The sequence below is a fragment of the Thermocrispum sp. genome (assembly GCF_002919275.1).
GTDB lineage: Bacteria > Actinomycetota > Actinomycetes > Mycobacteriales > Pseudonocardiaceae > Thermocrispum > Thermocrispum agreste.
Map to the genome: position 1 here is coordinate 38125 of NZ_PKFA01000051.1, position 25251 is coordinate 63375.

Sequence of the window (25251 nt, forward strand, 5' to 3'; positions counted from 1 at the left end):
TCCCACCACCCGCCGACGAGCCCGCCCGCCGACGCGCAGCATGCCACCCGCCGGTCAGAACCCGAGCTTGCGCAGCTGCTTCGGGTCGCGCTGCCAGTCCTTGGCCACCTTCACGTGCAGGTCGAGGTAGATCTTGGTGCCCAGCAGGCGCTCGATCTGCTTGCGCGCGGTGCTGCCGACCTCCCGCAGCCTGCTGCCGCCCCGGCCCAGGATGATCCCCTTCTGGCTCGGCCGCTCGACGTACAGCGCCGCGTAGACGTCGATCAGGTCGTCACGGCCTTCGCGCGGCAGCATCTCCTCGACCACCACCGCGATCGAGTGCGGCAGCTCGTCCCGCACCCCCTCCAGGGCCGCTTCCCGGATCAGCTCGGCCACCAGCGTCTGCTCCGGCTCGTCGGTCAGGTCGCCGTCCGGGTACAGCTGCGGCCCCTCCGGCAACCGTTCGATCAGCAGGTCGGCGAGCAGGTCCACCTGGAAGCCCTCGTGCGCCGACACCGGGATCAGCTCGGCGAAGTCCATCAGCTCCGCCATCGCCGCCAGCTGCTTGGCGATCTGCGGCGGCTTGACCAGGTCGGTCTTGGTGACGATGCCGATCACCGGGGTGTGCTTGGCCACCTTGCGCAGTTCCGCGGCGATGAACCGGTCACCGGGCCCGATCTTCTCGTTGGCCGGGATGCAGAACCCGACCACGTCCACCTCCGACCAGGTGGCGCGCACCACGTCGTTGAGCCGCTGGCCGAGCAGCGTGCGCGGCCGGTGCAGCCCCGGCGTGTCCACCACGACCAGCTGGGCGTCCGGGCGGTGCACGATGCCGCGAATGGCGTGGCGGGTGGTCTGCGGCTTGGTGGAGGTGATCGCCACCTTCTCGCCGACCAGCGCGTTCGTCAGGGTCGACTTGCCCGCGTTCGGCCTGCCGACGAAGCAGGCGAAACCCGACCGGTGCGGCTCGCTCATGGCGTCTTGTCCACCACGGTGCCGGACGGGTCGACCAGGTAGATCGGCGCGTCGGGGGTCAGATCGCGCACCGCGGACGCGGACGCGGCGGTGATCTCCGCGGACTCCCCCACGATCACCGCGGCTTCGATGCCGTCCGCGCCGCTGGACACCGCCGCGACGACCGCCGCCTGCAGCGCGGTGACCGACAGCGACGGCAGCTCGACGGTGGCCGCGGCGTAGGTGCGGCCGATGGTGTCCCGGACCGCCGCGCCCTCCGCGGCGCCGGTGCGCGCCCGCGCAGAGCGGGCCAGCGTCACCAGCTTGGCGTCCTCGGAATCCAGGTCGTCGATCGTGGTCGTCATGCACGCTCCGTTTCCGCCGGGGCCGTCGTGGCCGAGGATTCCCGCGCGGTCGGCTGGACCACGACGGTGGTGATACGCATCCTGCCACGATGGTCCTTGCCGCCTTCGGCGTGCAGCCGCAGGCCGTCGACTTCCGCTTCGGCCCCGGGCAACGGCACTCTCCCCAGCCGTTCGGCCAGCAGCCCGACCACGGTGTCCACGTCGTGGTCGGACAGGTCGATCCCGTACAGCTCCCCCAGGTCGTCCACGCCCAGTCTGGCGGACACCCGCACCGCGCCGTCCGCCAGGTGCTCGACCGGCGGCCGCTCGTCGGTGTCGGACTCGTCGGTGATCTCGCCGACGATCTCCTCCACGATGTCCTCCAACGTGACCAGACCCGCGGTGCCGCCGTACTCGTCGACCGCGATGGCCACGTGGTTGCGCGAGACCTGCATCTCCCGCAACAGGTCGTCCAGCGGTTTGGAGTCGGGGATGAACGACGCCGGGTTCATCACCTCCGACACCGGGCGGGAGCTGCCGCCCTCGGTCATGCTCGCCCGCACCAGGTCCTTGATGTTCACCACGCCGACCACGTCGTCGACGTTCTCCCCGATCACCGGAATCCGGCTGTAGCCGGTGCGCAGCGACAACGCCAGCGCCTGCCGCACGGTCTTGGTCCGCTCGATCCACACGATCTCGGTGCGCGGCACCATCACCTCACGGGCCAGCGTGTCCCCCAGCTCGAACACCGAGTGGATCATCGCCCGCTCGGAGTCCTCCACCACGCCGCGTTCCCTGGCCAGGTCGACGATCTCGCGCACCTCGATCTCGCTGGTGAACGGCCCCTCCCGGAATCCGCCGCCGGGCACGATCGCGTTGCCCAGCCAGATGAGCAGCCTGCTCAGCGGGCCGAGCAGGAAGCCAAGCAGCCGCACCAGGCCGGCCAGCGCGGAGCCCACCCCGTACGGGTGCTGACGGGCGATGGTGCGCGGCCCGACACCGACCAGCACGTAGCTGATCACCAGCATCACCGCCGCGGCGACCAGCACGGCCAGCCACTCCGACTCGATCCAGCGCAGCAGCACCACGGTGACCAGCACCGTGGCGGTCAGCTCACAGCCGAGCCGGAGCAACAGCAGCAGGTTGATGTGCCTGGTCCGGTCCTCGACCACCGCGGCGAGCTGACGGGCGCCGCTGCGCCCGGCCCGGACCATGCCCGCGACCCTGGCCTTGGAGACCACACTGACGGCCGAGTCCGCGGCGGCGAACACGCCTGCGAGCAGGATCAGCGCGCCTGCCACGACGAGCAACGCCGCTGACGAGGCCATCAGGGCTCCTGACGGCCCGATTCGTCGTCCAGCCCCACCACGCCGAGCAGCTTCTCGTCGGCGTCCCGCTGCACGCTGCGCCGCTTCGCCTCGGCCACTGCCCGCCGGTAGTCGGCCAGGATCTGGTTCTGCAGGCCGAACATCTCCCGCTCCTCGTCCGGCTCCGCGTGGTCGTAACCCAGCAGGTGCAGCACGCCGTGCACGGTCAGCAAGTGCAGTTCGTCGGACAACGAGTGCCCGGCCTTGCGGGCCTGCTCCTTGGCGAACTCCGGGCACAACACGACGTCACCCAGCAGGGCGGGTGCCTCCGCCGGGGACGGCTCCGGGGCGTCCGGCCGCCGCGTGTCCAGCTCGTCCATCGGGAAGGCCATCACGTCGGTCGGCCCCGGCAGGTCCATCCACCTCCGGTGCAGGTCCTCCATCACCTCGAGGGTGACCAGCTGCACCGACAGTTCGGCCAGCGGGCTGACGCGCATGCGGTCCAGCGTGTAACGCGCGATGGAGACGATCGACTCCTCGTCCACCGCGATACCCGACTCGTTGGCCAGCTCGATACTCATGGTTCGTCCGTGTCTCCCACCGTCGGCACCGTCAGCGCCGACGGCGCCGCTCCGCCTGCTGCCGGCGGCCGACCTGCCACTTCTCGTAGGCGTCCACGATGCGGCCGACCAGCTGGTGCCGCACCACGTCGTCGCTGGTCAGCACCGAGAAGTGAACGTCATCGACGTCTTCCAGGATCTCCCGCACCACGCGCAGCCCGGACTCCTGGCCCCCCGGCAGGTCGGTCTGCGTGACGTCGCCGGTCACCACGATCTTCGAGCCGAAGCCCAGCCGGGTGAGGAACATCTTCATCTGTTCCGGCGTGGTGTTCTGCGCCTCGTCCAGGATGATGAACGCGTCGTTGAGCGTGCGGCCGCGCATGTAGGCCAGCGGCGCGATCTCGATCGTGCCCGCCTGGATCAGCCCGGGGATGGAATCCGGGTCGACCATGTCGTGCAACGCGTCGTACAGCGGCCGCAGGTACGGGTCGATCTTCTCGTAGAGCGTGCCGGGCAGGAAGCCGAGCCGCTCCCCCGCCTCCACCGCGGGCCTGGTCAGGATGATCCGGTTGACGTCCTTGGCCTGCAGCGCCTGCACCGCCTTGGCCATCGCCAGATACGTCTTGCCGGTCCCCGCCGGGCCGATGCCGAACACCACCGTGTGCGCGTCGATGGCGTCGACGTAACGCTTCTGGTTCAGCGTCTTCGGTCGGATGGTGCGGCCGCGCCGAGACAGGATGTTGATGCTGAGCACCTCGGCGGGCGACTCGTCCTCGGACACGCCGTTGGCCAGCATGCCCACGGTGCGACGCACCACGTCCGGCCCGACCTGCTGACCTTTGCCTGCCAGCTCGACCAGCTCACTGAACACTCGCTCGGCGAACGCCACGTCCGCCGCGCTGCCAGTGAGGGTGACCTCGTTGCCGCGCACGTGCACGTCCGCGGCAAGGTACTCCTCCATGGCGATGAGGTTCTCGTCGGCGGAACCAAGCAGGTTGAGAGCGATCGCAGCGGGTATCGGGAACCGGGACTGCGCTGGTGACGAGGATCTGGGAACGCCTTCTGCGGTTTCGGCCACGTGGCCTCTGGCCTGCCTTCTTCTGCTGCTCGACGGACGGGTTGGTGGCACCGATGCTAACGAATTTCTCCCCGGGTGCGCAGCTCACTTTCCCCCGGGACGTCCGAACAGGCCCAGCGGCTCGCCTCCCAGCACGTGCGCGTGCACGTGGAAAACCGTCTGGCCGGCGTCCGGGCCGGTGTTGAAAACGACCCGGTAGCCGCTGTCGGCGATGCCCTCCAGCTCGGCGACCTTGCGGGCGGTGGCCAGCACGTCGGCCAGCAGCTGCGGCTCGGCGGCCAGCTCGCCGACGTTGCGGTAGCGCTTCTTCGGCACCACCAGCACGTGCACCCGGGCCTGCGGATTGATGTCGCGGAAGGCCAGCGTGGTGTCCGTCTCGTGCACGATGTCGGCCGGGATCTCCCTGGCGATGATGCGCTCGAAAAGCGTCTCGCTGTCGCTCATGCCGATCAGACTACGAGCCACCCGCCGCATGCCGACGACCGGTCAGCCGTCTCCCGCGACCGCGCACAGCGCGACCCGCGCAAGGGCGAGGACACGATGCGCGCGACGATCGCCGGCATGCTGCGCCGCCCTGGTGGAACGGCCAGCTGAGAGGGAGAACGACAACGCTGGGAAGAGGCCGCGGGGCGGTGGAACCTGGGGGTCGCTCCACCGCCTCCCGCGGCGCCGCCGGACCGAGGGGGGAGGTGTCCGGCGGAGTCTTCTGTTCGCGGGGTCAGCGACCGGTGACTCCCGCAACCTCAATTTTAAGCACCGTTAGCCTGCGGTCGCCATAGCTGAAGGGCAATTCGTCACCGAAGGCCCGTTCTGGGCGGTTCCGGCGCCGGTCACCTCCAGCGCTTGGTCAGCGTCGCCGCCGCGCTCACCGCGACCGCCCCCGCGGTCGACGTGCGCAGCACATACGGCCCGAGGCGGGCTTCCACGGCCCCCGCGGACGCCAGTGCGGCGCGCTCCTCGGGCGTGATGCCCCCTTCCGGACCGACGACCAGCAGGACCTCGCCCCGCTCCGGCCAGGGCAGGTCGGCGAAGGCCCGCTCGGCATCGCCCTCCAACACCACGGTCAGCGCGGCCGAGGACGCCAGGCCGAGCAGTTCGCGCGTGGTGACCGGTTCGGCCACGTGCAGCAGCCGCGGCCGCCTGGCCTGCTTGGTGGCCGCCCGCGCCACGGATCGCCACTTGGCCAGCGCCTTGGCACCGCGCGGCCCCTCGTCCCACCGCGCCACGCAGCGGGCCGCGCGCCACGGAATCACCGCGTCCGCACCGACCTGGGCGGCCTGCTCGACCGCGAGCTCCCCGCGGTCCCCTTTCGCCAGGGCCTGCACCACCGTGAAACGCAGCGCGGGTTCCGGCTCCACCCATCGCCGGCGCACGATCACCGTCACGACGGCGTCGCGGCCGGGGCGAACGGCCGCGACCGTGCCCTCCGCCACGGCGCCCGCGCCGTCACCGACCAGAACGGCCTCGCCCGGCTTGAGCCGCAGCACCGAAGCACCGTGATGGGCCTCGTCGCCGGTCAGCGTCAGCTCCGCGCCGTCCGCGGGCTCGCCAAGCTCCTCGACGAGGAACAGCGGTGGGGTCATGGGACACGGCGCCTTCAGCGCTTGGCACGCAGGCGGGAGAACAGGCCGCCCGACTTGGCGCCGTTGGAGGTCAGCGACGGCGCCTCCTCGCCGCGCAGCTGAGCCAGCTGCTGCAGCAGCCTGCGCTGCTGCTCGTCCAGTTTCGTCGGCACCTCGACGTCGATGTGCACGTGCAGGTCGCCACGCCCGTCGGACTGCCCGGAGGAACGCAGCTTCGGCATGCCGAGACCGGGAACGACCACCTCGGTGTCCGGCTGCGTGCCCGGGTCCAGGCGCAGCTCGTGCACCCCGTCGACCAGCGTCTCCATCGGCACCGTGGCGCCCAGCGCCGCCGTGGTCATCGGAATGCGCACGTGGCAGTGCAGGTCGTGGCCCTGCCGGACGAACACGTCGTGCGGCGCTTCGTCCACCTCCACGTACAGATCGCCCGCCGGGCCGCCGCCCGGACCGACCTCACCCTGCCCCGCCAGGCGGATGCGCATGCCGTCGCCGACCCCGGCGGGAATCTTCGCGGTGACCGTCCGGCGAGCGCGCACCCGCCCGTCGCCGCCGCACTTGCCGCACGGGTCGGCGATGATCTCGCCGTAGCCCTGGCAGACCGGACACGTCCTGGTGGTCATCACCTGGCCGAGGAACGACCGCTGCACCGTCTGGATCTCACCGCGGCCGTCGCAGGTGTCGCAGGTCACGGTCTGCGAGCCGGACCGGCTGCCCGAGCCCTTGCACTCGTCGCACAGCACCGCGGTGTCCACCGCGATCTCCTTGGTGACACCGGTGGCGCACTCCTCCAGCGTCAAGGTGATCCGGATGAGGGCATCGGAGCCCGGCTGCACCCGGCTGCGCGGGCCGCGACCGGTCGCCGCCCCACCGGTGCCGAAGAAGGCGTCCATGATGTCGCTCAGGCCGCCGAACCCGGCGAACGGGTCGCGCATGCCCGCGCGGGCGCTCGCGCCGTTGTCCAGCGGGTCACCACCGAGGTCGACGATCTTGCGCTTCTGCGGGTCGGACAGGACCTCGTAAGCCTGGGTGACCTCGGCGAAGCGGTGCTGGGCGTCCTCCGACGGGTTGACGTCCGGATGCAGCTCGCGGGCCAGCTTGCGGTAGGCCCGCTTGATCTCCTGCTCCGTAGCGTTCTTGGACACCCCGAGGATGCCGTAGTAGTCCTTCGCCACCGTGCTCCCTAACGCCTCTGCTCAGCGCCGCTACCCAGCTTCGCGCATCCCGCTGCTCACCGGCCGGAGAGGATCTGGCCGACGTAGTTGGCCACGGCACGCACCGCGGCGATGGTGTTCGGGTAGTCCATCCGCGTCGGGCCGACCACCCCCATGCCGCCGAACAACGTGTCCCCGGTGCCGTACCCGATCGACACCACGGACGTGGTGCGCATCTGCTCGTCTTCATTTTCCTCGCCGATACGCACGTTCAGCACACCGGGTCCGCGCACCGCGGCCAGCAGCTTGAGGACCACCACCTGCTCCTCCAGCGCCTCCAGCACCTGGCGCAACGAGCCGGGGAAGTCCGAGACGTTCCTGGTCAGGTTGGCCGTGCCGCCCAGCACCAGCCGCTCCTCCGGGTGCTCGACCAGCGACTCGATCAGCACCGTGGCGATCCGGGTCATGTGCTCGCGGATCTCCGGGCGCACCCGGTCCGGCAGGCCGGAGACCGTGGACGCGGCGTCCGCCAGCTTCTGCCCCACCAGCGACTCGTTCAGCTCGTTGCGCATCGCGGCGATGTCGTCGTCGCTGATCACGTCGCCCAGCTCGACCGTGCGCTGGTCCACGCGGCCGACGCTGGTGATCAGCACCAGCATGAGCCGGGCGGGGGTGAGCGGGACGACCTCGACGTGCCGGACGGTGGAGTTGGTCAGCATCGGGTACTGGATCACCGCGACCTGCCGGGTCAGCTGGGCCAGCAACCGCACGGAGCGGCGCAGCACGTCCTCGAGGTCGACGGCGCCGTCCAGGAACTGTTTGATGGCGCGGCGCTCGGCCGCGCTGAGCGGCTTGACCTCCGACAGCCGGTCGACGAAGACCCGGTAGCCCTTGTCGGTGGGGATGCGCCCGGCGCTGGTGTGTGGCTGGGTGATGTAGCCCTCCTCTTCCAGGACGGCCATGTCGTTGCGCACCGTCGCGCTCGACACGCCGAGATTGTGCCTGTCCACCAGGGCCTTCGACCCCACCGGCTCCTGAGTGGCCACATAGTCGGCGATGATTGCCCGCAACACCGCGAACCGACGATCCTCGGCGTGGCCCACGGACACCTCCTCCGGCTCGGAACCACCCAGCGACCAGACACCTTCAGTTTACGGCCAATTCGACGCGGTACTGTTGCTTGTGCTAACGACCGGCAGGCACACCGTACCCGCAAACGGGTGATGCTCGCCCCGGCCGGGCACACTCAGCGCCGTGTCGTCCGCCGTGGTTCCCCTCAACATAACGCTCGTTGTCGTCCTGGTGATCCTGGCCACCGTCGCGGCGGTGGTCACCGCGGCAGGCGGGCTCGGGCCCGCCAGGGCCCCGCTGCTGGCAGGCGTGCGCGCGGCCGGGCAGCTGGCCGCCGTCTCCGGGGTCATCACGTTCCTGCTCACCACCGGCTGGTGGGCGGTGTTCGTGGTGATCATGCTCGTGGCCGCCACGGTGACCGCTTCCCGCCGCATCACCAGGACCTTCACCGCGTTCTGGCTGGCCGTGCCCATCGTGTGCGGGGTCGCCCCGGTGCTCACGCTGACACTGGCCACCCGCCTGGTCCCGCTGTCCGGCATCGCGGTCATCCCCATCGCAGGCATCCTCATCGGCAACGCGATGACCGCGACGACGCTGGCCGGGCGGCGGGCACTGGACGAGCTCGAGGCCCGGCGCGGGGAGTACGAAGCAGCGCTGGCGCTCGGCTTCATGCCCCGGGGCGCCGCACTGGAAGTGGCCAGGCAGCCTGCCGCGGAAGCGCTGATCCCGTCGCTGGACCAGACGCGCACCGTCGGCCTGGTCACGTTGCCCGGCGCCTACGTCGGCGTCCTGCTCGGCGGCGCGAGCCCGGCGGACGCCGGCGCCGCGCAGCTGCTCGTGCTGATCGGCGTCCTGGCGGTCCAGGCCATCGCGGTGCTGATCACCGTCGAGCTGATCGCCCGCGGCATGGTCAGCCGATCATGACCCGGACACGACGTCGCGGTCCGCAGGGTGCCACGCCGTGCCAGACTCGGTGCGCGTGAGCATCAAGGGCCTGCTGTGCACCGCAGCGGTGCTGGTGGCTGCGTCCGTCACGCTGACCGGGTGCGCCCTCTTCTCGTCCGAACCGGTCTCGGCGACATGCGCCAACGGCGTGTCGCTGTACTTCGCCGACGACAAGTCCATGCGGACGGCCGCGCAGCGGCTCCGCGAGGACGATCGGGTCGGCGACGTGCGCACCGAGACGCAGGAACAGATGCTCCGCCGGCTGGTGCGTTCCTTCCCCGAGCTGGCCGACGGCATGCGGGACCAGACCAGCAGCGAAGCACCGGCGGTGGCAGCCGTCCACGTCGCTGCGGTCGATGCGCCCAAGGGCGAGCTGGCGAGCGTGCTCGGCGACGAGTTCGCCGACGCGCTGGCCGTCGAGCCGGTGACGTGCGTCAAGGGAGACGAGCGCACAGCAGCGATTCTCTCCCTGTCGCAGTCGGTGAACTGCCGGAATTCCGTGCTGGTGTACTTCGGTACCGATGCGGCCATGACCGCCGCCGCCAGCGCGTTGCGCAACGACCACCGGGCAACTTCGGTGGTGGAGACGACCCGCGAGGAGGCATTTCGGCGCGCCAAGGAGCAGTTCGCCGACCAGCCCGAGCTCGTCGCGTCGCTCCAGCCCGACGACATGTCCCCCTTCGTCGAGGTCACCGCGGCAAACTCGGTCGACGCCCGGCAGCTGGCCGCCGAACTGCAGGCGAAGCTGCCCGACGTGGAGGATGCCCGGGTCGGCATGTGCATCGCGCTGCCGCATCCGGTGGCCGGGCCGTGATCCGGGTCAGCCGGCCAGCCTGCGGACCACGCCGTCGGCCAGCAACCGCCCGCGCCGGGTCAGCACCGCCTTTCCGGCAGCCCACTCCCCCGGTTCGAGCAGGCCGTCCCGGACCGCGTCTTCGGCGGCGCGGCGGCCGGCGTCGTCGAGTGCGTCTCGCGGCAACCCGCGGGCCAGCCGCAGTTCGAGCATGACCCGCTCGAGGTAGCGGTCCTCATCGGTCAGCAGCTCGCGGCCGGCAGCGGGTGAATCACCCGCACGCAACCGCTCCGCGTAACGGGCGGGGTGCTTGACGTTCCACCAGCGGACCCCGCCGACGTGGCTGTGCGCCCCGGGCCCGGCGCCCCACCAGTCGCCGCCCAGCCAGTAGCCCAGGTTGTGGCGGCACTCCGCATCGGCGGATCGCGCCCAGTTCGACACCTCGTACCAGGAGAACCCGCATCCGGTGAGGTAGTCGTCGACCATCTCGTAGTAGCCGGCCAGCACGTCGTCGTCCGGCGCGGGGATCACGCCCGAGCGGACCTTGCGCGCCATCGCCGTGCCGTCCTCGACGATCAGCGCGTACGCCGACACGTGGTCCACACCGTCGGCGATGACTTCGCCGACGGCCTCCAGCGACGCGCGCAGGTCTTCCGGCCGCTCCCCCGGCGTCCCGTAGATGAGGTCCACGTTGACGTGCTCGAATCCGGCGTCGAGCGCCTCGCGAGCGGCGGCGAGCGGCCGCCCAGGGGTGTGCACTCGGTCGAGCACCCGCAACACGTGCGGCACAGCGGACTGCATGCCCAGCGAGACCCGGGTGTAGCCGGCCTCGAGGAGCCCGGCGAAGAACTCCGGCGACGTCGATTCGGGATTCGCCTCGGTCGTGACTTCCGCACCACGGGCAAGACCGAACGCGTCCCGCACGGCCGCCAGCACATCGGCCAGGCCCTGGGCTCCCAACAGCGACGGAGTACCGCCGCCGACGAACACCGTTTCCGCACGCGGAACGCTGCCCAGCACTGTCGCCGCGAGATCCAGCTCTCGCCGCAACCCCTCCAACCACGACTGCGGCGACGCCGACGTGCCCAGCTCACCGGGTGTGTAGGTGTTGAAGTCGCAGTAGCCGCACCGGGTGGCGCAGAACGGCACGTGCACGTAGACGCCGAACGGCCGCTCGCCCAACGACCGCAGCGCTGCGGCGGGTAGCGATCCGTCGCGGGGAGCGGGTTCACCGTCGGGCAATGCAGGCACCCATCCAGTGTCTCCCCACCACGTCGCCGCCGCCCACGGCGGGGCGGGAGGCGGCCGACGACGACCGCACGATTTGGCCGAAAGTTCATCTCACGATCTGAACGACATAGATCAGCAGGTGGACGGCTGGCACTCTGACCCGCATGACGTCAGCCACCGTTCTCCTCGTCAGCCGGCTGCACGTCGACCTTCTCCGGGTGGCCAGCGCACTGTGCCGTCCGGGCTGCTGACTCATCCGCGATCCGTTCCCGACCGCACGCTGCGCACTGGCGCGCCGCCATGTCCACCCGGAGGAATGACGTTGACCACACCTGCCAGAACACGCCCGCGCAAAGGGCGTGGCGAAGGTCAATGGGCCCTCGGCTACCGCGAGCCGCTGAACAAGAACGAACAGACCAAGAAGGACGACAACCCGCTCAACGTGCGCGCCCGCATCGAGAACATCTACGCGCACGTCGGGTTCGACGGCATCGACCCCAGCGACCTGCGCGGGCGTTTCCGCTGGTACGGCCTCTACACCCAGCGCAAGCCCGGCATCGACGGCGGCCGCACGGCCACGCTCGAGCCGGAGGAGCTGGACGACAAGTACTTCATGATGCGCGTGCGCATCGACGGCGGCGCGCTCACCACCGAGCAGTTGCGGGTCATCGGCGAGGTGTCCCAGGCCTACGCCCGCGACACCGCCGACATCACCGACCGGCAGAACGTCCAGTACCACTGGGTCCGCATCGAGGACGTGCCTGCCATCTGGCAGCGGCTGGAGTCGGTCGGGCTGATCACCACGGAAGCCTGCGGCGACTGCCCGCGGGTGATCCTCGGCTCGCCGGTGGCCGGCATCGCCGCGGACGAGGTGATCGACCCGACCCCGGCCATCGCCGAGATCCGGCGCCGCTACGTCGGCGACCCCGAGCTGGCCAACCTGCCGCGCAAGTTCAAGACGGCCATCTCCGGCCTGCAAGACGTGGCGCACGAGATCCACGACGTCGCGTTCGTGGGGGTGGAGCATCCCCAGCACGGGCCGGGCTTCGACGTCTGGGTCGGCGGCGGTCTGTCCACCAACCCGATGCTGGCCACCCGGCTGGGCGCCTGGGTTCCGCCGGCGGAGGTCGGGGAGGTCTGGGCGGGTGTCACCAGCATCTTCCGCGACTACGGCTACCGCAGGCTGCGGCACCGCGCCCGGCTGAAGTTCCTGGTCAAGGACTGGGGGCCGGAGCGGTTCCGCGAGGTACTGGAGAACGAGTACCTCGGCCGCAAGCTCGTCGACGGGCCCGCGCCGCCGGTGCCCGAGACCCAGGTCGACCACGTCGGGGTGCACGCCCAGAAGGACGGCAAGTTCTACGTGGGTGCCTCGCCGATCGCCGGCCGGGTGTCCGGCAGCACGCTGATCGCCGTCGCCAAGGCCGCCGAGCGGGCAGGCTCCCGCCGGGTGCGGCTGACGCCGCTGCAGAAGCTGCTGGTGCTCGACGTGGCCGAGTCCGAGGTGGCGGCGCTGCAGCGGGATCTGGCCGACGTGGGCCTGGAGACCGAGCCGAGCCCGTGGCGGCGCGGCGTGATGGCCTGCACCGGGATCGAATACTGCAAGCTGGCCATCGTCGAGACCAAGGCCAGGGCCAGGGACCTGGTCGCCGACCTGGAGAAGCGCCTGGCGGACGTCACCGACGGGCTGACCGCGCCGCTGTCGATCCACCTCAACGGCTGTCCCAACTCGTGCGCCCGGATCCAGACCGCCGACATCGGGCTGAAGGGCCAGATCGTCACCGATGCCGACGGCAACCAGGTCGAGGGGTTCCAGGTGCACCTGGGCGGCGGGCTCGGCATGGACGCCGGGTTCGGCCGCAAGCTGCGCGCGCACAAGGTCACCAGCGCCGAGCTCGGTGACTACGTCGAGCGCGTGGTGCGCAAGTTCGTCGAACAACGCGAAGACGGCGAGCGGTTCGCCCAATGGGTGGCCCGCGCCGAGGAGGCCGACCTGCGATGAGCGAACGAGCGACTCCGTTCTACTGCCCGTACTGCGCGAACGAGGACCTGCGGCCGCACGTGGACGAGGCCACCGGGTCGCACGCCGCCTGGCTGTGCACCGGATGCCGCCGGGTCTTCCGGCTCAAGATGCTCGGGTTGAACTTCGCCGCCGCCTCCGAGGTGGTGCGGCGATGACCACCTCGACGAGGCAGCAGCACCGCGCGCTGGCCGAGCGCGCCGAGGCAGAGCTCGCCGACGCGACCGCGATCGAGGCGCTGACCTGGGCGGTCGAGCAGTTCGGCGACCGGCTGATCGTGGCGTCCAACATGCAGGACGCGGTGCTGATCGACCTGGCGACCAAGGTCAAGCCGGACATCGACGTGCTGTTCTTGGACACCGGCTACCACTTCGCCGAAACCCTCGGTGTGCGGGACGCGGTCGCCACCGTCTACCCGCAGGTGCGCATCGTCGACGCACAGGCCGAGCAGTCGGTGGCCGAGCAGGAAGCCGAGTTCGGCGAGCTGTACCGGACCGAACCCGACCGCTGCTGCCACCTGCGCAAGGTGGTGCCGCTGCGGCGCACGCTGGCCGGCTACGACGCCTGGGTGACCGGCGTCCGCCGGGTCGACGCGCCGACCAGGGCGAACACCCCGATCGTGCACTGGGACGAGCGGAACGGCCTGGTCAAGATCAACCCGATCGCGGCCTGGTCGGACGAGGAGTTCGACGACTACCTGCGCACCAACGGCATCCTGCAGAACCCCCTGGTGTCCGTGGGCTATCTGTCCATCGGCTGTGCCCCGTGCACGTCGAAGGTCGCCCCCGGCGCCGACCCGCGCAGCGGCCGCTGGGCGGGACACGCCAAGACCGAATGCGGCTTGCACGGATAGGGAGAACCATGACCGCAGTCGTATCCCGATCACGTCCCGCCGGCGACGTCGGCGTTCCGGCCGTCGGCGACCACCTGACGGCCCTGGAGTCCGAGGCCATCCACATCATCCGCGAGGTGGCCGGGGAGTTCGACCGCCCGGTGATCCTGTTCTCCGGCGGCAAGGACTCCACCCTGCTGCTGCACCTGGTCGTCAAGGCGTTCTGGCCCGCGCCGGTGCCGTTCCCGTTGCTGCACGTCGACACCGGGCACAACTTCCCCGAAGTGCTCCAGTTCCGGGACAAGATGGTCGCCAAGCACAACCTGCGGCTGATCGTGGCCGAGGTGCAGCGGTGGATCGACGAGGGCAAGGTGGCCGAACGGCCGGACGGCACCCGCAACCCGCTGCAGACCGTCCCGCTGCTCGACACCATCGCCGAGCACCGTTTCGACGCCGTCTTCGGCGGCGGCCGCCGGGACGAGGAGCGGGCCCGGGCCAAGGAGCGGATCTTCAGCCTGCGCAACGCGTTCGGGCAGTGGGAGCCGCGCAGGCAGCGGCCCGAGCTGTGGAACCTCTACAACGGCAGGCACCGGCCGGGCGAGCACGTGCGGGTGTTCCCACTGTCCAACTGGACCGAGCTCGACGTGTGGCACTACATCGCCAGGGAGAACATCGAGCTGCCGTCGATCTACTACGCCCACGAGCGCGAAGTCTTCCGACGTGACGGCATGTGGCTGACCGCCGGCCCGTGGGGCGGGCCGCGCGAGGGCGAACAGGTCGTCCGCAAGATGGTGCGCTACCGCACGGTCGGCGACGGCTCGTGCACCGGTGCCGTGGAATCGCACGCCACCACCGTCGAGGACGTCATCGCGGAAGTGACCGCCTCCCGGCTCACCGAGCGGGGCGCCACCAGGGCCGACGACCGGCTGTCCGAGGCCGCGATGGAGGACCGCAAACGCGAGGGGTATTTCTGATCGTGAGTTCGTTGTTACGGCTGGCGACCGCGGGATCGGTCGACGACGGCAAGTCCACCCTGGTCGGACGGCTGCTGTACGACACCAAGTCGGTTTTGGCGGACCAGCTGGACGCGGTCACCCGCGCCTCGGTCGATCGCGGGCTGTCCACCCCGGATCTGTCCCTGCTGGTCGACGGGCTGCGCAGTGAACGCGAGCAAGGCATCACCATCGACGTGGCGTACCGCTACTTCGCCACGCCGAAGCGGAAGTTCGTGCTCGCGGACACCCCGGGCCACGTGCAGTACACCAGGAACACGGTCACCGGCGCCTCGACCGCGCACCTGGCGGTGCTGCTGGTCGACGCGCGCAACGGCGTCATCGAGCAAACCCGCAGGCACGCTGCGGTGCTGGCGCTGCTCGGCGTGCGGCGGCTGGTGCTCGCGGTGAACAAGATCGACCTGGTCGGCTACGACGAGGCGAGGTTCACCGCCATCGCCGACGAGTTCACCGCGCACGCGGTCGCGCTCGGCTACTCGCCCGAGGAGGTGCAGGCCATCCCGGTGTCCGCACTGCACGGGGACAACGTGGTGCAGAAGTCGGGCCGCACCCCCTGGTACCGCGGCCCAGCGTTGCTGGAGCACCTGGAGACCGTGCCGGTGGCCGACGACCCGCACGACGAGCCGCTGCGCTTCCCGGTGCAGTACGTCATCCGCCCGCGAACGGCGGAGCATCCGGACTATCGCGGCTACGCGGGACAGATCGCGTCGGGCACCATCCGGCCGGGGGACGAGGTTCTGGTGCTGCCCAGTGGCCTGCGCTCCCGCGTGGAACGGATCGACACGGCCGACGGCCCGCTGGACGAGGCGAGCGCCGGGCGATCGGTGACCCTGGTGCTGGCCGACGACCTGGACGTCGCACGGGGCGATCTGATCGCGGCGGTCGACGCCCCTCCCCGGGTGACCGGCGAACTGTCCGCCGCGCTGTGCTGGCTGGCCGAGAAGCCGCTCACTCCGGGCGCTCGGGTGCTGGTGAAGCACGGCACCAAGACCGTGCAAGCGCTCGTGGAGCGGCTTGACGCCCGGTTCGACGAGCAGCGACTGGCGACGATCGAAGCGCCGGAGACGTTGCGGCTCAACGACATCGGCCAGGTGGCGGTCCGCACCGCGGAGCCGCTTCCGGTGGACGACTACACCACCGCGCACCGTAACGGCGCGTTCCTGGTGATCGATCCGCCGACGGGCGACACGCTCGCCGCCGGCCTGATCGGCGCGCCGCTGCCGTCGCTCGGGGTCGGCCGGTGACCGCACCACTGCTGCTCGTCGCGCACGGCAGCCGCGATCCCCGGTCGGCAGCCACCGTGCGGCGGCTCGCCGCGGTGGTCGGTGAGCGCGCGCCTGGTCTTGTCGTTCGCGTCGCGTTTCTCGACTTGAGCGAGCCGTCGGTCCCGGACGCCCTCGCCGAGCTGCACGGCCAGGGGCATCGGTCGGTGATCGTGGTGCCCCTGCTGCTCGGCTCGGCCTACCACGCGCGCGTCGACCTCCCCGCGCTGATCGCCGAAGCCCACGAACGCTGCCCAGGCCTGGCGGTCACGGTGTCGGATGTGCTGGGGCCCGATCCCGTGCTGCAGTCGCTCGCCGCGCTGCGCGCTGCCGAACAGCTCGACGCCGACGAGACGGCCGGGGTGGTGCTGACCGGTGTCGGCTCCAGCGACGCGAAGGCGAACGCCGCCGTGGCCGGGATCGCCGCGGCTTGGCGGGGCCAAGGCCGGTTCGCCCACGTCACGCACGCGTTCGCGACCTGCCGACCGTCGGTGGAGTCCGCCGTGGCCCGCCTGCGGACGGCGGGAGCGTCCCGGATCGTGCTGGCGCCGTGGTTCCTCGCCCCCGGGCTGCTGCTGGACCGGGCCGCCGGCGAAGCCAGGCGCGTGGCCGACGACGTGCGAGTCGCCGCCCCCCTCGGTGCGCACCCGAGCGTCGCCGAGGTCGTGCTCGCCCGCTACACCTCACCCGTTCCGGTGGCCGCTGCCGCGTGAATCGTTCCCCGACCACGAGGTGGATTCTCCGCGGCCCGGCCGGCGAGCGCGCAGGTGCAGCATGCCTGGCGGAACGGTCCAGCTCAGCCCATACCGCCCAATCGGACGAAACGAGCTGCTACTTTCGTTGCGTGTTCTCCGAGGCCGTCGTTCAGCGTCAAGCCCGCGTGTACCAGGCGCTTCCCGAGTACCAGCGACGCTTGCGGCTGCTCGACCCCAAACCGTCGGACGCGGTGGCGGAGCTGGACCTGACCGGTTACGAGTACCAGGTCTGCTCCCAGAACGGGGAAGATGGGGTGCTGGTGGAAATTTTCCGCCGCATCGGTGTCGAGGACGGCTGGTTCGTGGAGTTCGGCGTGGAGACCGGCATGGAGGGCAACTGCGTGGCGCTCGCCGACATCGCGGGCTGGCGCGGTCTGTTCATGGAGGCGAACCCCGACACCTACCACCACCTGCACCACAAGTACCTGTGGTCGGACCGGGTCACCACGCTGCACGCCGCGGTGACCCCGGAGAACGTGCAGGAGCTGTTCGCGCAAGCCGGGGTGCCCCGCCGCCCCGACGTGCTGTCGATCGACATCGACGGCAACGACTACTGGGTCTGGCGGGCGATCGACGCCTACACGCCCCGCGTGGTGGTGATCGAGTACAACTCCGGTCTCGACCCGGACCAACGCCTGGTGCAACCACCGGACACGCCCGGCTGGGACGGCACCGACTTCTTCGGTGCGTCGCTGGGGGCGCTGATCGACCTGGCCGCACGGAAGGGGTACCGACTGGTTCACTGTGAGCTGGCAGGGGTCAATGCGTTCTTCGTCCACACCGACGAGGCCGGCGCGTTCCTCGCGCCGGAGGACGTCCGGCGCCGCGGCCCGAACTACTTCCTCGGCGCGTTCGGTCACCCACCCGGTGACGCGAACCGCCGCTACCAGGCGGTCTAGGTCGACGACGGTGCGGATCTGGGACGCCCCCACCGAAGTGTTCGGCGTGGTGAAGGCCACGCCGGAGAAGTCCCGCATTGCCTTCATCGACATCGGCCGCACGGTGGCCGCCCTGGTGGTGTTCTACACCCACGTCGCCAACCAGTTCGTCGCCGCCCGGTACGGCGGCAGCGCGGTCACCGACGGCTTCACCGCGTTGTTCGAGACCCCGCTCAACCTCTCCTCGGAGGGCATCGGGCAGATATCGATCTACTTCTTCTTCCTGGTCAGCGGCTTCGTGGTGACGCCGATCGCGCTGCAGCTGGGCGCCCGCAGGTTCGGCGTCAACCGGTTCTTCCGCATCTACCCGATGAACGTGCTGGCCGTGCTGCTGGCGGCGGGCGGGATCGCGCTCGGCCTGTCGGTGCTCAGCGCAGGCCACAAGCAGGACATCACCCCGGGCACGCTGGTGGCCAACCTCACCCTGGCCAACTTCTCCCTCAAGCCGTTCTGGGCGATGGTCGGGGTGGCCTGGACGCTGGCCGTCGAGGTGTTGTTCTACCTGCTGCTCATCGCGATGCTGCCGCTGCTGCGCCGGTGGGTCTGGGCAGCGATCTTCGTCGAGCTGGACATCGTGTTGATCCTGGTGCTGCTGCGCACCCCGCTCGGCGAGGACTTCGGCGGGTTCGCCTCCCAGTCGGCGTACCTGCTGCTGCCGATCATGGGGCAGATCATCTGGGCGGGCTGGCACGGCAAGATCCACCCGTGGCTGGCAGGCGGGTACCTGCTGGCCGCGTGGGGCCTGTTCGTCATGGCCACCAACCTCCGGCTGGACACCGACTACCTGCTGCGCCCGGCCCCCATCGTGTTCGCGGTGCTGGTGTTCTTAGTCGGCCTGGGCGCCGAGCCGCGGTTGAAGCAGCGCGCGTTCTGGACCGCGATGTCCGAACGCAGCTACTCGCTGTACCTGATGCACGGCCTGATCGCGTTGCCGCTGATGCACGCGGTCAGCGACGCGCTGCCGGTCTGGCTCTGCGTCGTGCTCGGTGTCGCCGCCACGTTCGCCGTGACCGAGCTGGCCTACCGGTACGTCGAGCGGCCCAGCCACAACCTGGGCCGGCGGCTGTCCCGGCGGAACGAGGACTCCCCGGCCGCGCCCAGGCCGCGGCTCGGCGCGCTGCTGAAGCGCAAGCGCCGTTCCGCAGACGACTCCTCCGAAGCCGAGGAGGACGAGGAAGACGACGAGCAGGACGCCGACGGCGCCGAGGAAGAGGACGCGCCTTCCCCGGACGAGGAACTGACCCGCCCGAGCATGCCCGCGGCACCGAGACGTGCCGCTGCCGAGGCCCGGACGGTGCACCGCGGGCGCCCGGCACCGGAGGTACGGCAGCGGCGGCTCCCCGCCGAGGAACCGGAACGCGGCGACGATCACCGCGAAGTACCCGCTCGCAACGGTCGCCCGCCGCGGCCGGCCGGCGAGCGAAGCGAACGGCAGGCATCGAACGGACAGCCCAGGCGGCCGGCTGCGAACGGACGTCGCGCTGCGCATGGTCCTGGCGACCGGCCTCCCACCCGGCCCGCACCCGGCGGCCCGCGCGAACGGCCGGCACCGCGCTGGCCGGGTGAGACGCCGGAGCAGTCGCAGGCTTCCCGGCCGATCCGCCGAGAGCGCGGTGTCCTGCCCGAGCCACGGCGGCAGCCGCCCCCGCGTCCCCGGCACCGGCGCGAGGAGCCGCCGAACGGCCACCGGACGGCGAACGGCCGCGTCCACCACGACGAGCCCGTGTGGCCGGTCGCGGGCAACGAAGCCGCGCCCAGGCGGTCCGCAGGCAACGGCGACGCGCGCAGCCGCAGGAACGGACCCGCACCGAGCCCAGACACCCGCAATCGGCCCGTCGGCGAGTCCGCTGGATCGAACGGTCGGCGTGCGCCGCTGGGGTCACCCGACCGCCGGGGCGCCGGACCGCGGGGCGCGGACAGGCCGCACGCGCGCTGACGGGCATGTGCCAGAGTGAGCGGCATGGCTGACGAACTCGTGCATTACCGGGCCGACCACGGCGTCGCGACCATCACGCTGGACTCCCCGCACAACCGCAACGCACTGAGCGCCCAGCTGCGCCGGGAGCTCGCCCAGGCGCTGACCACCGCATTGCAGGACGACGCGGTCCGCGTCATCGTACTGGACCACACCGGGCCGGTGTTCTGTGCAGGAATGGACCTCAAGGAGGCGCGTGGCGCCGGGGCCTCCGAGCAGGGCGTCAACGAGTTCCCCCAGCTGCTCAGCCGGATCATGACCAGCCCGAAGCCGGTGGTGGCCAAGCTGGCCGGACCGGCGCGCGCGGGCGGAGTCGGCCTGGTGGCGGCCGCGGACATCGCGGTGGCCGTCGACGACGCCACGTTCGCGTTCAGCGAGGTGCGGATCGGCGTGGTCCCCGCGGTGATCTCGGTGCCGGTGCTGCCGCGCCTGCTGCCGCGCGCCGCCCACGAGCTCTTCCTCACCGGCGCGCCGTTCGACGCCGCCCGGGCGGCGGAGATCGGGCTGATCAACGCGGCCGTGCCCCGGGACCAGCTGGACGCCACGGTCGACGGCTACGTGACAGCGCTCGCCGCCGGTGGGCCGAACGCGCTGGCCGCCACCAAGGAGTTGCTGCGGCGCAGGACGGGCGCAGCCGACGAGGAGGCGCTGAAGGCGGCCTTCGACGAGATGCTGGCGCTGTCCGCGCGGTTCTTCGCCTCCGCGGAGGGACAGGAGGGCATCCGGGCGTTCGCCGAGAAGCGCAAGCCGAACTGGGTGCCGGACCAGTCCTGAACAGCCTGCCCGGGACGCCACCAGGCCTGGCAGGCCGCCCTGCCCTAGGAATCCACCAGCTCGACGGTGAGCTGCCTGCTGTCGGCGCGCTCACCCGCGGGCCCGAGCGCACGCTGCGCGTCCGACAGCACCGATCGGATCGCCAGGTAGGCCCTGGGGTCGTTGTCGCCGAGCGTCGACGAGTTCACCCAGATCAGCACGTGCTCACCGGCGGGCAACCAGGACAGGTCGGTCAGGTAGTCGTAGAGGGCGTCCAGGTTCCGGCCGAACGACTCCGGGAATTCCATCGCGTCGGCGATCGCGTCCAACACTGCGAGCTTGTCCCGCAGACCGGCGCCACTGACGGTGTGCACATACGCGCCGCGAGCGGCGGCTTCACTGGCCACCTCGGCGTGTGTGCGCACTGCGGGCTCCTCGACCACGCTCACTCCCCTATCGGTCCGGGTCGACGACAACGAATGATCGGTAGTGATCCGGTGTGTAGTACAGCTCATCGCCCTCTCCGGTGACCAGTCTCCGGGCCCCACGATCGGGCGAGTTCGGGGTGGGCACCGTGTATTCGCGGTAGTACCCGTGCTCGCGCGCGGGCAGCAACCCTTCCCGGTTGCCGAACACGGTGCCGTCCTGGCGTTCCGGGAACGGGCCGCCCCGCTGGATCAGCCGCCACGTCTGCCGTGCTTCGGCCGGCAGTTCCGACAACGGGGTGATCGGCAGCCCGGACTCCGCCCCGGGAAGCTGGTCGGTGGCGGACCCACCCCACTGGTTCTGCGCCACCCAGCCTGCGCCCACCAACAGCAGCAAGCCGACCAGGGCAGCGGTGATCCGGCGGCGGTTGCGCCGCGGTGGTGCTTCCCGCATAGGGCCCGATCCTAGGCACGCGGGACGTCACGACGCCGACGCACCCGCCGCAGCCGGGCGGAGAGGTGGTCCACGCCGCGGTCCACTCCCCAGGCCACGACCAGGCACACCGGCACGACCACGGCCATGACCACCAGGAACTGCAGCGGGAACCACAGCTCGACAACCCACAGTTCGACCGCGTCCCACCAGGCGCTGAGTTTGTCGAGCATGTGGCGAACCCTACTCCTGTACCGGCCGAACGGCCGATACGGTGTGGTCATGTTCGCCGTATACGCCACAGAACCGCATCCCGACGACCCGCTGGCCGGCCTGGCCGTCGGCGAACGACCCGAGCCCGAGGCCCCGGAGGGCTGGGTCACCGTCGACGTCAAGGCCGCGAGCCTGAACATGCACGACGTGTGGACCCTGCGCGGGGTCGGGATCGGCAAGGACCAGTTCCCGATGATCCTGGGCTGCGACGGCGCGGGCACCCTGCCGGATGGCACCGAGGTGGTGCTGCACTCGGTGATCGGCGACCCGGCGTGGCGCGGCGACGAGACGCTGGACCCCAAGCGCACCCTGCTGACCGAGAAGTACCAGGGCACGTTCGCCGAGCGGGTGGTCGTCCCGGCGGCCAACGTGCTGCCGAAACCGGCCGGGATGAGCTGGGCTGAGGCGGCCGTGATGGGCACCGCGTGGCTCACCGCGTACCGGATGCTGTTCGTCAAGTCCGGCCTGCGGCCCGGACAGTCGATGCTGGTGCAGGGAGCGTCCGGTGGGGTCGCCACCGCGCTGATCCAGCTGGGCCGCGCCGCGGGCATGCGGGTGTACGCCACCGGGCGGACGGAGGCCAAGCGGGCGCTGGCCAAGGAGCTGGGTGCGCACGAGGCGCTGGAGCCCGGCGCCCGGCTGCCCGAACGGGTCGACGCGGTGTTCGAGACCGTCGGCAAGGCGACCTGGTCGCACTCGCTGAAGTCGCTCAAGCCCGGCGGCGTGGTGGTCGTCTCGGGGTCGACGAGCGGGCCGGACGCCAATGCCGAGCTGAACCGGGTGTTCTTCCTGCAACTGCGGGTGATCGGATCGACCATGGGCACCCGCGACGAGCTCGCCTCGCTGCTGGAGTTCGTGCAGCTGGCCGGGATCCGGCCGGCGATCGGGGCGGAGCTGCCGATGACCGAGGCTCCGCAGGCGTTCCGGCAGATGCTGGCGGGCGAGACGGCAGGCAAGATCGTGCTGACCCGCTGATCCGGGCCCGTCGCCGCTGCTTGCCGGACGCGCTCGTCGTGAGCCGTGCAGCCTGCCGGACGGCGGGGCCTTCGGCCCGCTCCGCCGCCGTGGCAATGGTGCCTGCCTGCGTCGAGCGCGGCGAGCTGCGCCGAGCGGTCTCGGCCTGACCGGGTCGGCGCTTGCGGCCGGTCAGGCCGTTCGGGCTCGTTGACCGCGGACCCTGGCGAGCTGATGCCTGAAGCGCAGGCGTAACAAGCCTCGGGGCCGGACGCAAGGCACCCCCACCGCGAGCGGGCCGAGCAGCCGCGCACCTCCGCCAGCTGAGCACACGGGCCACGAACCAGACCAACCTGTAGTGCCTTTTGTGTGCCGTCCCCACGGCGAACCCGGCCTGGGTGAAGGCGGTGTAGGCCGCGGGCGCTACCAGCGGAAACGCCGTTCGGCCGGACCGAACCCGGACCACGGCGACCCGGCATGAGCTGCGGCGATCCGAACCGATGCCGGTTTGTGATCGTCTTGGTGGCGGTTCTTCCGGTGATTCGTTGTCTACCCTCCAGTCATGACGACCGCACCGGAGCGGGGCCGGCGATCGGTCCAGGGCGGATCACCGATCCGCACGACGTACCGCACGTACGCACGTGTGCGCACCCGGGTGTTGACGGTCGAGCGGCCGGGAGCCAGCCGCTCCGGTGTCCGGTACGTCATGTTCCACGGCTACTGCGACAGCGCAGACACGTGGCGGCGGCTGCTGGTGGAGTTCGCCAAGGCGGGCGAGCCGGCGCTCGCGGTCGACTTGCCCGGCTTCGGTGAGGCCGACCCGCTGCGGCCGGGACCGATCCTGCCGCAGCTGGACGCGTTCGTGCGGGCCGTCGTGCGCGCTCAGGCCCGCTTGGGCGACGTGGTGTTGATCGGCAACTCGCTGGGTGGCACGGTCAGCTTGCGCGCGGCACAGCGATCGGCGCCGCGGCTGGCCGGGGTGGTGTCCATCGCAGCGCCCGGGCTGTCCGACACCTGGCTGGTCAACACGGTCAAGCGGTATCCGCTGCCGCTGCGGCTGTACGGTTCGCTGCCGCTGCCGATTCCCGACCGGGTCGTCCGCCGTGTGGTCGACGCCGTCGTGCCCAGGTTGCTGTACGCCCAGCCGCGCGGCGCGGACGACGAGGATGCGCGCCGGTTCGTCCAGCTGTTCTCGTCCAATCGCTCGGTCCGCGAACGGCTCGCCCAGGCCAGGCAGCTGACCAGCGAGTTCGACGAGCGGCTGTACCAGCCGGAGCTCATCACCGCGCCGCTGCTGATCCTGGCCTGTGGACGGGACCGGCTGGTGCGCGCCGAGGGTGGCCGGAGGCTGCACAGCCTGGTGCCGCACAGCAAGCTGGTGGTGCACGACGACTGGGGCCACTGCCCGCAGCTGGACCACGCGCCGGAGATCCACCAGCTGGTGCGCTATTTCGTGCGCCGCAGCCGTCGTGTGGGAGTGCGGCCACCCCGTCCCCTCACCGAGCGGACCGCGGTCGATCGTCATGCGGCCGCTGGTTAGCGCGGCACGCCTGCGGTGGCTGACAGGCGGCCGTCAGCCGCTCAGCATGCGGGCCGGCCGCTGACCGTCGCGCTCGCCGAACCATCAGCTGACCGCCACGCCTCGCCGAACCGCCAGCCGACCGCCACGCCCCACCGAACCGCCAGCCGACCGCCACACTCCACCGAACGGGCACCACCCGGACCGCGGTGACGGCCGGACACGACGTGCCGGCCCCCGGTCGGAGGCCGGCAGGTCGGGCTGGCAGGTTCAGATGAGCCAGCGGTTCCTCTGCACGAACGGGATGCGCTCCCAGTAGCGGCCCAGCCCGAGGTACCGGCCCGAGAACGTCAGGGCGAGCACCACCAACATCAGCGCTTCGGTGACGTGCTCGTCCATGAACGGATTGTTCTCCAGCGGCAGTGAAGCCAGGTACATCAGGCCGAGCATCAGCACGCCGGCGACCGCGGCCACGCGCATTCCGATGCCGAGAATCAGCGCCAGCCCGACACCGAGCAGGCCGATCATGAACAGCCAGTCCACCCATGCCTTCCCGGCGAGGCTGGTGAAGAAGTCCTCGAACGGCCCTTCGACCCGTGACAGGTAACCGGTGGTAGGGCTGCCACCGTTGATCCAGGCGCCCTGGCCAGGAGTGGCATGACCGAGGCCGAACGTCTTGTCCAGGAACGCCCAGAGGAAGGTCCAGCCGAGCGCCAGCCGCAGCACGGCAAGCACGTACTGGAGAGCCACGGGACGAACATCTGTGTCGTGGGTGCCGGTCGCGGCCGATGTCGTGGCCTCGGTGTTCCGCGCCGGTGCGTCGTGACCGCTGGTCGTGGCCATCGCCCTGACCTCCTTCTGAACGTGTCCCCGGTGTCTCCGGTGGCAAGGTCGGTTTCAGTCCATCACCCGGACAGGGCTGCCGCTTCTGCTTAATGTCACCGGCTGGTGGGACCCTTGGACGTCCGTCCGGGTGATCGGCACACCGATGTCCCCGGAGATGCTCACGCCGCGGCACGGGCCGCCCACGACCGGGCGAGTGCGGGTCGTCACCGGTGGAGCGGATTCGACATCGCTCGCATCGCAGTGACCAGCGTGAGACGACCA

At 70.9% G+C, this 25251-nt stretch carries 28 protein-coding genes; 14 read left to right on the top strand and 14 right to left on the bottom strand.

Annotated elements, in window-relative coordinates; genetic code table 11:
• Positions 1 to 54: 54 nt before the first annotated feature.
• The 9 genes from era to hrcA all read right to left on the bottom strand — a co-directional run bounded on the left by era (position 55) and on the right by hrcA (position 8059).
• Positions 55 to 954 carry a GTPase Era gene (era, locus tag CXP56_RS11925; protein WP_028846399.1) on the bottom strand — a complete coding sequence of 300 codons (900 nt, stop codon included), beginning with the start codon at positions 952 to 954 and terminating at the stop codon, positions 55 to 57.
• Positions 951 to 1286 carry a cytidine deaminase-like protein gene (locus CXP56_RS11930; RefSeq protein ID WP_028846398.1) on the bottom strand — a complete coding sequence of 112 codons (336 nt, stop codon included), beginning with the start codon at positions 1284 to 1286 and terminating at the stop codon, positions 951 to 953. The genes era and CXP56_RS11930 overlap by 4 nt, the downstream gene beginning before the upstream one ends.
• Positions 1287 to 1294: 8 nt before the next feature.
• The gene (locus CXP56_RS11935) at positions 1295 to 2605 is read right to left on the bottom strand and encodes a hemolysin family protein (protein ID WP_051309596.1); all 1311 of its coding nucleotides are present in this window, start codon (positions 2603 to 2605) and stop codon (positions 1295 to 1297) included.
• Positions 2605 to 3165, bottom strand: a complete 561-nt coding sequence (gene ybeY, locus CXP56_RS11940) for an rRNA maturation RNase YbeY (RefSeq protein ID WP_028846397.1) — start codon at positions 3163 to 3165, stop codon at positions 2605 to 2607. Before ybeY ends, CXP56_RS11935 begins: the two co-directional genes overlap by 1 nt.
• A 31-nt stretch (positions 3166 to 3196) precedes the next feature.
• Positions 3197 to 4222, bottom strand: coding sequence for a PhoH family protein (locus CXP56_RS11945; RefSeq protein ID WP_169725207.1), 1026 nt, complete (start codon positions 4220 to 4222; stop codon positions 3197 to 3199).
• An 84-nt stretch (positions 4223 to 4306) separates the two neighbouring features.
• Positions 4307 to 4666 (bottom strand): histidine triad nucleotide-binding protein, encoded by a 360-nt coding sequence (locus CXP56_RS11950; protein WP_028846395.1) that lies wholly within the window; start codon positions 4664 to 4666, stop codon positions 4307 to 4309.
• A gap of 386 nt (positions 4667 to 5052) precedes the next feature.
• Positions 5053 to 5805 carry a 16S rRNA (uracil(1498)-N(3))-methyltransferase gene (locus CXP56_RS11955; protein ID WP_038044345.1) on the bottom strand — a complete coding sequence of 251 codons (753 nt, stop codon included), beginning with the start codon at positions 5803 to 5805 and terminating at the stop codon, positions 5053 to 5055.
• Between the two features lie 14 nt (positions 5806 to 5819).
• Positions 5820 to 6977: a molecular chaperone DnaJ gene (dnaJ, locus tag CXP56_RS11960; protein ID WP_028846393.1), complete on the bottom strand. Its 1158-nt coding sequence runs from the start codon at positions 6975 to 6977 to the stop codon at positions 5820 to 5822.
• Between the two features lie 56 nt (positions 6978 to 7033).
• The gene (hrcA, locus tag CXP56_RS11965) at positions 7034 to 8059 is read right to left on the bottom strand and encodes a heat-inducible transcriptional repressor HrcA (protein WP_028846392.1); all 1026 of its coding nucleotides are present in this window, start codon (positions 8057 to 8059) and stop codon (positions 7034 to 7036) included.
• Between the two features lie 151 nt (positions 8060 to 8210).
• Here hrcA and CXP56_RS11970 point away from each other — a divergent pair, with 151 nt between their 5' ends.
• Positions 8211 to 8951: an ABC transporter permease gene (locus CXP56_RS11970; RefSeq protein WP_211227465.1), complete on the top strand. Its 741-nt coding sequence runs from the start codon at positions 8211 to 8213 to the stop codon at positions 8949 to 8951.
• A gap of 55 nt (positions 8952 to 9006) precedes the next feature.
• On the top strand, positions 9007 to 9786 hold the full coding sequence (locus CXP56_RS11975; protein ID WP_286901157.1) for a permease-like cell division protein FtsX: 780 nt from the start codon (positions 9007 to 9009) through the stop codon (positions 9784 to 9786).
• Positions 9787 to 9792: 6 nt separating this feature from the next.
• Here the strand turns inward: CXP56_RS11975 and hemW are convergent, their stop codons facing one another.
• Positions 9793 to 11016, bottom strand: a complete 1224-nt coding sequence (hemW, locus tag CXP56_RS11980; RefSeq protein WP_028846389.1) for a radical SAM family heme chaperone HemW — start codon at positions 11014 to 11016, stop codon at positions 9793 to 9795.
• A 143-nt stretch (positions 11017 to 11159) separates the two neighbouring features.
• On the opposite strand from hemW, the gene CXP56_RS19045 reads away from it, so the two are divergent.
• The 10 genes from CXP56_RS19045 (at position 11160) to CXP56_RS12025 (ending at position 20561) form a co-directional block, all read left to right on the top strand.
• Positions 11160 to 11246 carry a putative leader peptide gene (locus tag CXP56_RS19045; protein WP_353744556.1) on the top strand — a complete coding sequence of 29 codons (87 nt, stop codon included), beginning with the start codon at positions 11160 to 11162 and terminating at the stop codon, positions 11244 to 11246.
• 65 nt (positions 11247 to 11311) lie between these two features.
• Positions 11312 to 12994 (top strand): nitrite/sulfite reductase, encoded by a 1683-nt coding sequence (locus CXP56_RS11985; protein WP_028846388.1) that lies wholly within the window; start codon positions 11312 to 11314, stop codon positions 12992 to 12994.
• On the top strand, positions 12991 to 13170 hold the full coding sequence (locus tag CXP56_RS11990; protein ID WP_028846387.1) for a hypothetical protein: 180 nt from the start codon (positions 12991 to 12993) through the stop codon (positions 13168 to 13170). Before CXP56_RS11985 ends, CXP56_RS11990 begins: the two co-directional genes overlap by 4 nt.
• A complete protein-coding gene (locus tag CXP56_RS11995) occupies positions 13167 to 13865 on the top strand; it encodes a phosphoadenylyl-sulfate reductase (RefSeq protein ID WP_028846386.1) in 699 nt (232 codons plus the stop codon). Before CXP56_RS11990 ends, CXP56_RS11995 begins: the two co-directional genes overlap by 4 nt.
• Before the next feature lie 8 nt (positions 13866 to 13873).
• On the top strand, positions 13874 to 14818 hold the full coding sequence (gene cysD / locus CXP56_RS12000) for a sulfate adenylyltransferase subunit CysD (RefSeq protein WP_286901160.1): 945 nt from the start codon (positions 13874 to 13876) through the stop codon (positions 14816 to 14818).
• Between the two features lie 2 nt (positions 14819 to 14820).
• Positions 14821 to 16101: a sulfate adenylyltransferase subunit 1 gene (locus tag CXP56_RS12005; protein WP_286901161.1), complete on the top strand. Its 1281-nt coding sequence runs from the start codon at positions 14821 to 14823 to the stop codon at positions 16099 to 16101.
• Positions 16098 to 16832 (top strand): sirohydrochlorin chelatase, encoded by a 735-nt coding sequence (locus CXP56_RS12010; protein WP_028846383.1) that lies wholly within the window; start codon positions 16098 to 16100, stop codon positions 16830 to 16832. Before CXP56_RS12005 ends, CXP56_RS12010 begins: the two co-directional genes overlap by 4 nt.
• Before the next feature lie 131 nt (positions 16833 to 16963).
• A complete protein-coding gene (locus CXP56_RS12015; protein WP_051309590.1) occupies positions 16964 to 17773 on the top strand; it encodes a hypothetical protein in 810 nt (269 codons plus the stop codon).
• Between the two features lie 10 nt (positions 17774 to 17783).
• Positions 17784 to 19748 carry an acyltransferase family protein gene (locus CXP56_RS12020; RefSeq protein WP_286901163.1) on the top strand — a complete coding sequence of 655 codons (1965 nt, stop codon included), beginning with the start codon at positions 17784 to 17786 and terminating at the stop codon, positions 19746 to 19748.
• 24 nt (positions 19749 to 19772) lie between these two features.
• Complete coding sequence (locus CXP56_RS12025) at positions 19773 to 20561, top strand: enoyl-CoA hydratase-related protein (protein ID WP_028846382.1); 789 nt, start codon at positions 19773 to 19775, stop codon at positions 20559 to 20561.
• 44 nt (positions 20562 to 20605) lie between these two features.
• Here the strand turns inward: CXP56_RS12025 and CXP56_RS12030 are convergent, their stop codons facing one another.
• Genes CXP56_RS12030 through CXP56_RS12040 form a run of 3 tightly spaced genes read right to left on the bottom strand, consistent with a single transcriptional unit; the run spans position 20606 to position 21631 of the window.
• Positions 20606 to 20965 (bottom strand): barstar family protein, encoded by a 360-nt coding sequence (locus CXP56_RS12030; RefSeq protein WP_028846381.1) that lies wholly within the window; start codon positions 20963 to 20965, stop codon positions 20606 to 20608.
• 28 nt (positions 20966 to 20993) lie between these two features.
• A complete protein-coding gene (locus CXP56_RS12035; RefSeq protein ID WP_028846380.1) occupies positions 20994 to 21419 on the bottom strand; it encodes a guanyl-specific ribonuclease in 426 nt (141 codons plus the stop codon).
• 11 nt (positions 21420 to 21430) lie between these two features.
• Positions 21431 to 21631: a hypothetical protein gene (locus CXP56_RS12040; RefSeq protein WP_038044343.1), complete on the bottom strand. Its 201-nt coding sequence runs from the start codon at positions 21629 to 21631 to the stop codon at positions 21431 to 21433.
• A gap of 49 nt (positions 21632 to 21680) precedes the next feature.
• Here CXP56_RS12040 and CXP56_RS12045 point away from each other — a divergent pair, with 49 nt between their 5' ends.
• Both CXP56_RS12045 and CXP56_RS12050 read left to right on the top strand, forming a co-directional pair.
• The gene (locus CXP56_RS12045; protein WP_028846379.1) at positions 21681 to 22646 is read left to right on the top strand and encodes a zinc-binding dehydrogenase; all 966 of its coding nucleotides are present in this window, start codon (positions 21681 to 21683) and stop codon (positions 22644 to 22646) included.
• Between the two features lie 541 nt (positions 22647 to 23187).
• Entirely contained in the window at positions 23188 to 24165 is a 978-nt protein-coding gene (locus CXP56_RS12050) for an alpha/beta fold hydrolase (protein WP_028846378.1), read from the top strand.
• Positions 24166 to 24414: 249 nt separating this feature from the next.
• On the opposite strand, the gene CXP56_RS12055 is transcribed toward CXP56_RS12050, so the two are convergent.
• Positions 24415 to 24987, bottom strand: a complete 573-nt coding sequence (locus tag CXP56_RS12055) for a DoxX family protein (RefSeq protein WP_028846377.1) — start codon at positions 24985 to 24987, stop codon at positions 24415 to 24417.
• Between the last annotated feature and the right edge of the window lie 264 nt (positions 24988 to 25251).

What these genes read in the sequence shown, in the direction of transcription:
- era (WP_028846399.1), bottom strand. Translation starts at nt 954, where the DNA reads ATGAGCGAGCCGCACCGGTCGGGTTTCGCCTGCTTCGTCGGCAGGCCG.
- CXP56_RS11935 (WP_051309596.1), bottom strand. Translation starts at nt 2,605, where the DNA reads ATGGCCTCGTCAGCGGCGTTGCTCGTCGTGGCAGGCGCGCTGATCCTG.
- ybeY (WP_028846397.1), bottom strand. Translation starts at nt 3,165, where the DNA reads ATGAGTATCGAGCTGGCCAACGAGTCGGGTATCGCGGTGGACGAGGAG.
- CXP56_RS11950 (WP_028846395.1), bottom strand. Translation starts at nt 4,666, where the DNA reads ATGAGCGACAGCGAGACGCTTTTCGAGCGCATCATCGCCAGGGAGATC.
- CXP56_RS11955 (WP_038044345.1), bottom strand. Translation starts at nt 5,805, where the DNA reads ATGACCCCACCGCTGTTCCTCGTCGAGGAGCTTGGCGAGCCCGCGGAC.
- CXP56_RS19045 (WP_353744556.1), top strand. Translation starts at nt 11,160, where the DNA reads ATGACGTCAGCCACCGTTCTCCTCGTCAGCCGGCTGCACGTCGACCTT.
- CXP56_RS11985 (WP_028846388.1), top strand. Translation starts at nt 11,312, where the DNA reads ATGACGTTGACCACACCTGCCAGAACACGCCCGCGCAAAGGGCGTGGC.
- CXP56_RS11990 (WP_028846387.1), top strand. Translation starts at nt 12,991, where the DNA reads ATGAGCGAACGAGCGACTCCGTTCTACTGCCCGTACTGCGCGAACGAG.
- CXP56_RS11995 (WP_028846386.1), top strand. Translation starts at nt 13,167, where the DNA reads ATGACCACCTCGACGAGGCAGCAGCACCGCGCGCTGGCCGAGCGCGCC.
- cysD (WP_286901160.1), top strand. Translation starts at nt 13,874, where the DNA reads ATGACCGCAGTCGTATCCCGATCACGTCCCGCCGGCGACGTCGGCGTT.
- CXP56_RS12025 (WP_028846382.1), top strand. Translation starts at nt 19,773, where the DNA reads ATGGCTGACGAACTCGTGCATTACCGGGCCGACCACGGCGTCGCGACC.
- CXP56_RS12035 (WP_028846380.1), bottom strand. Translation starts at nt 21,419, where the DNA reads ATGCGGGAAGCACCACCGCGGCGCAACCGCCGCCGGATCACCGCTGCC.
- CXP56_RS12040 (WP_038044343.1), bottom strand. Translation starts at nt 21,631, where the DNA reads ATGCTCGACAAACTCAGCGCCTGGTGGGACGCGGTCGAACTGTGGGTT.
- CXP56_RS12045 (WP_028846379.1), top strand. Translation starts at nt 21,681, where the DNA reads ATGTTCGCCGTATACGCCACAGAACCGCATCCCGACGACCCGCTGGCC.
- CXP56_RS12050 (WP_028846378.1), top strand. Translation starts at nt 23,188, where the DNA reads ATGACGACCGCACCGGAGCGGGGCCGGCGATCGGTCCAGGGCGGATCA.
- CXP56_RS12055 (WP_028846377.1), bottom strand. Translation starts at nt 24,987, where the DNA reads ATGGCCACGACCAGCGGTCACGACGCACCGGCGCGGAACACCGAGGCC.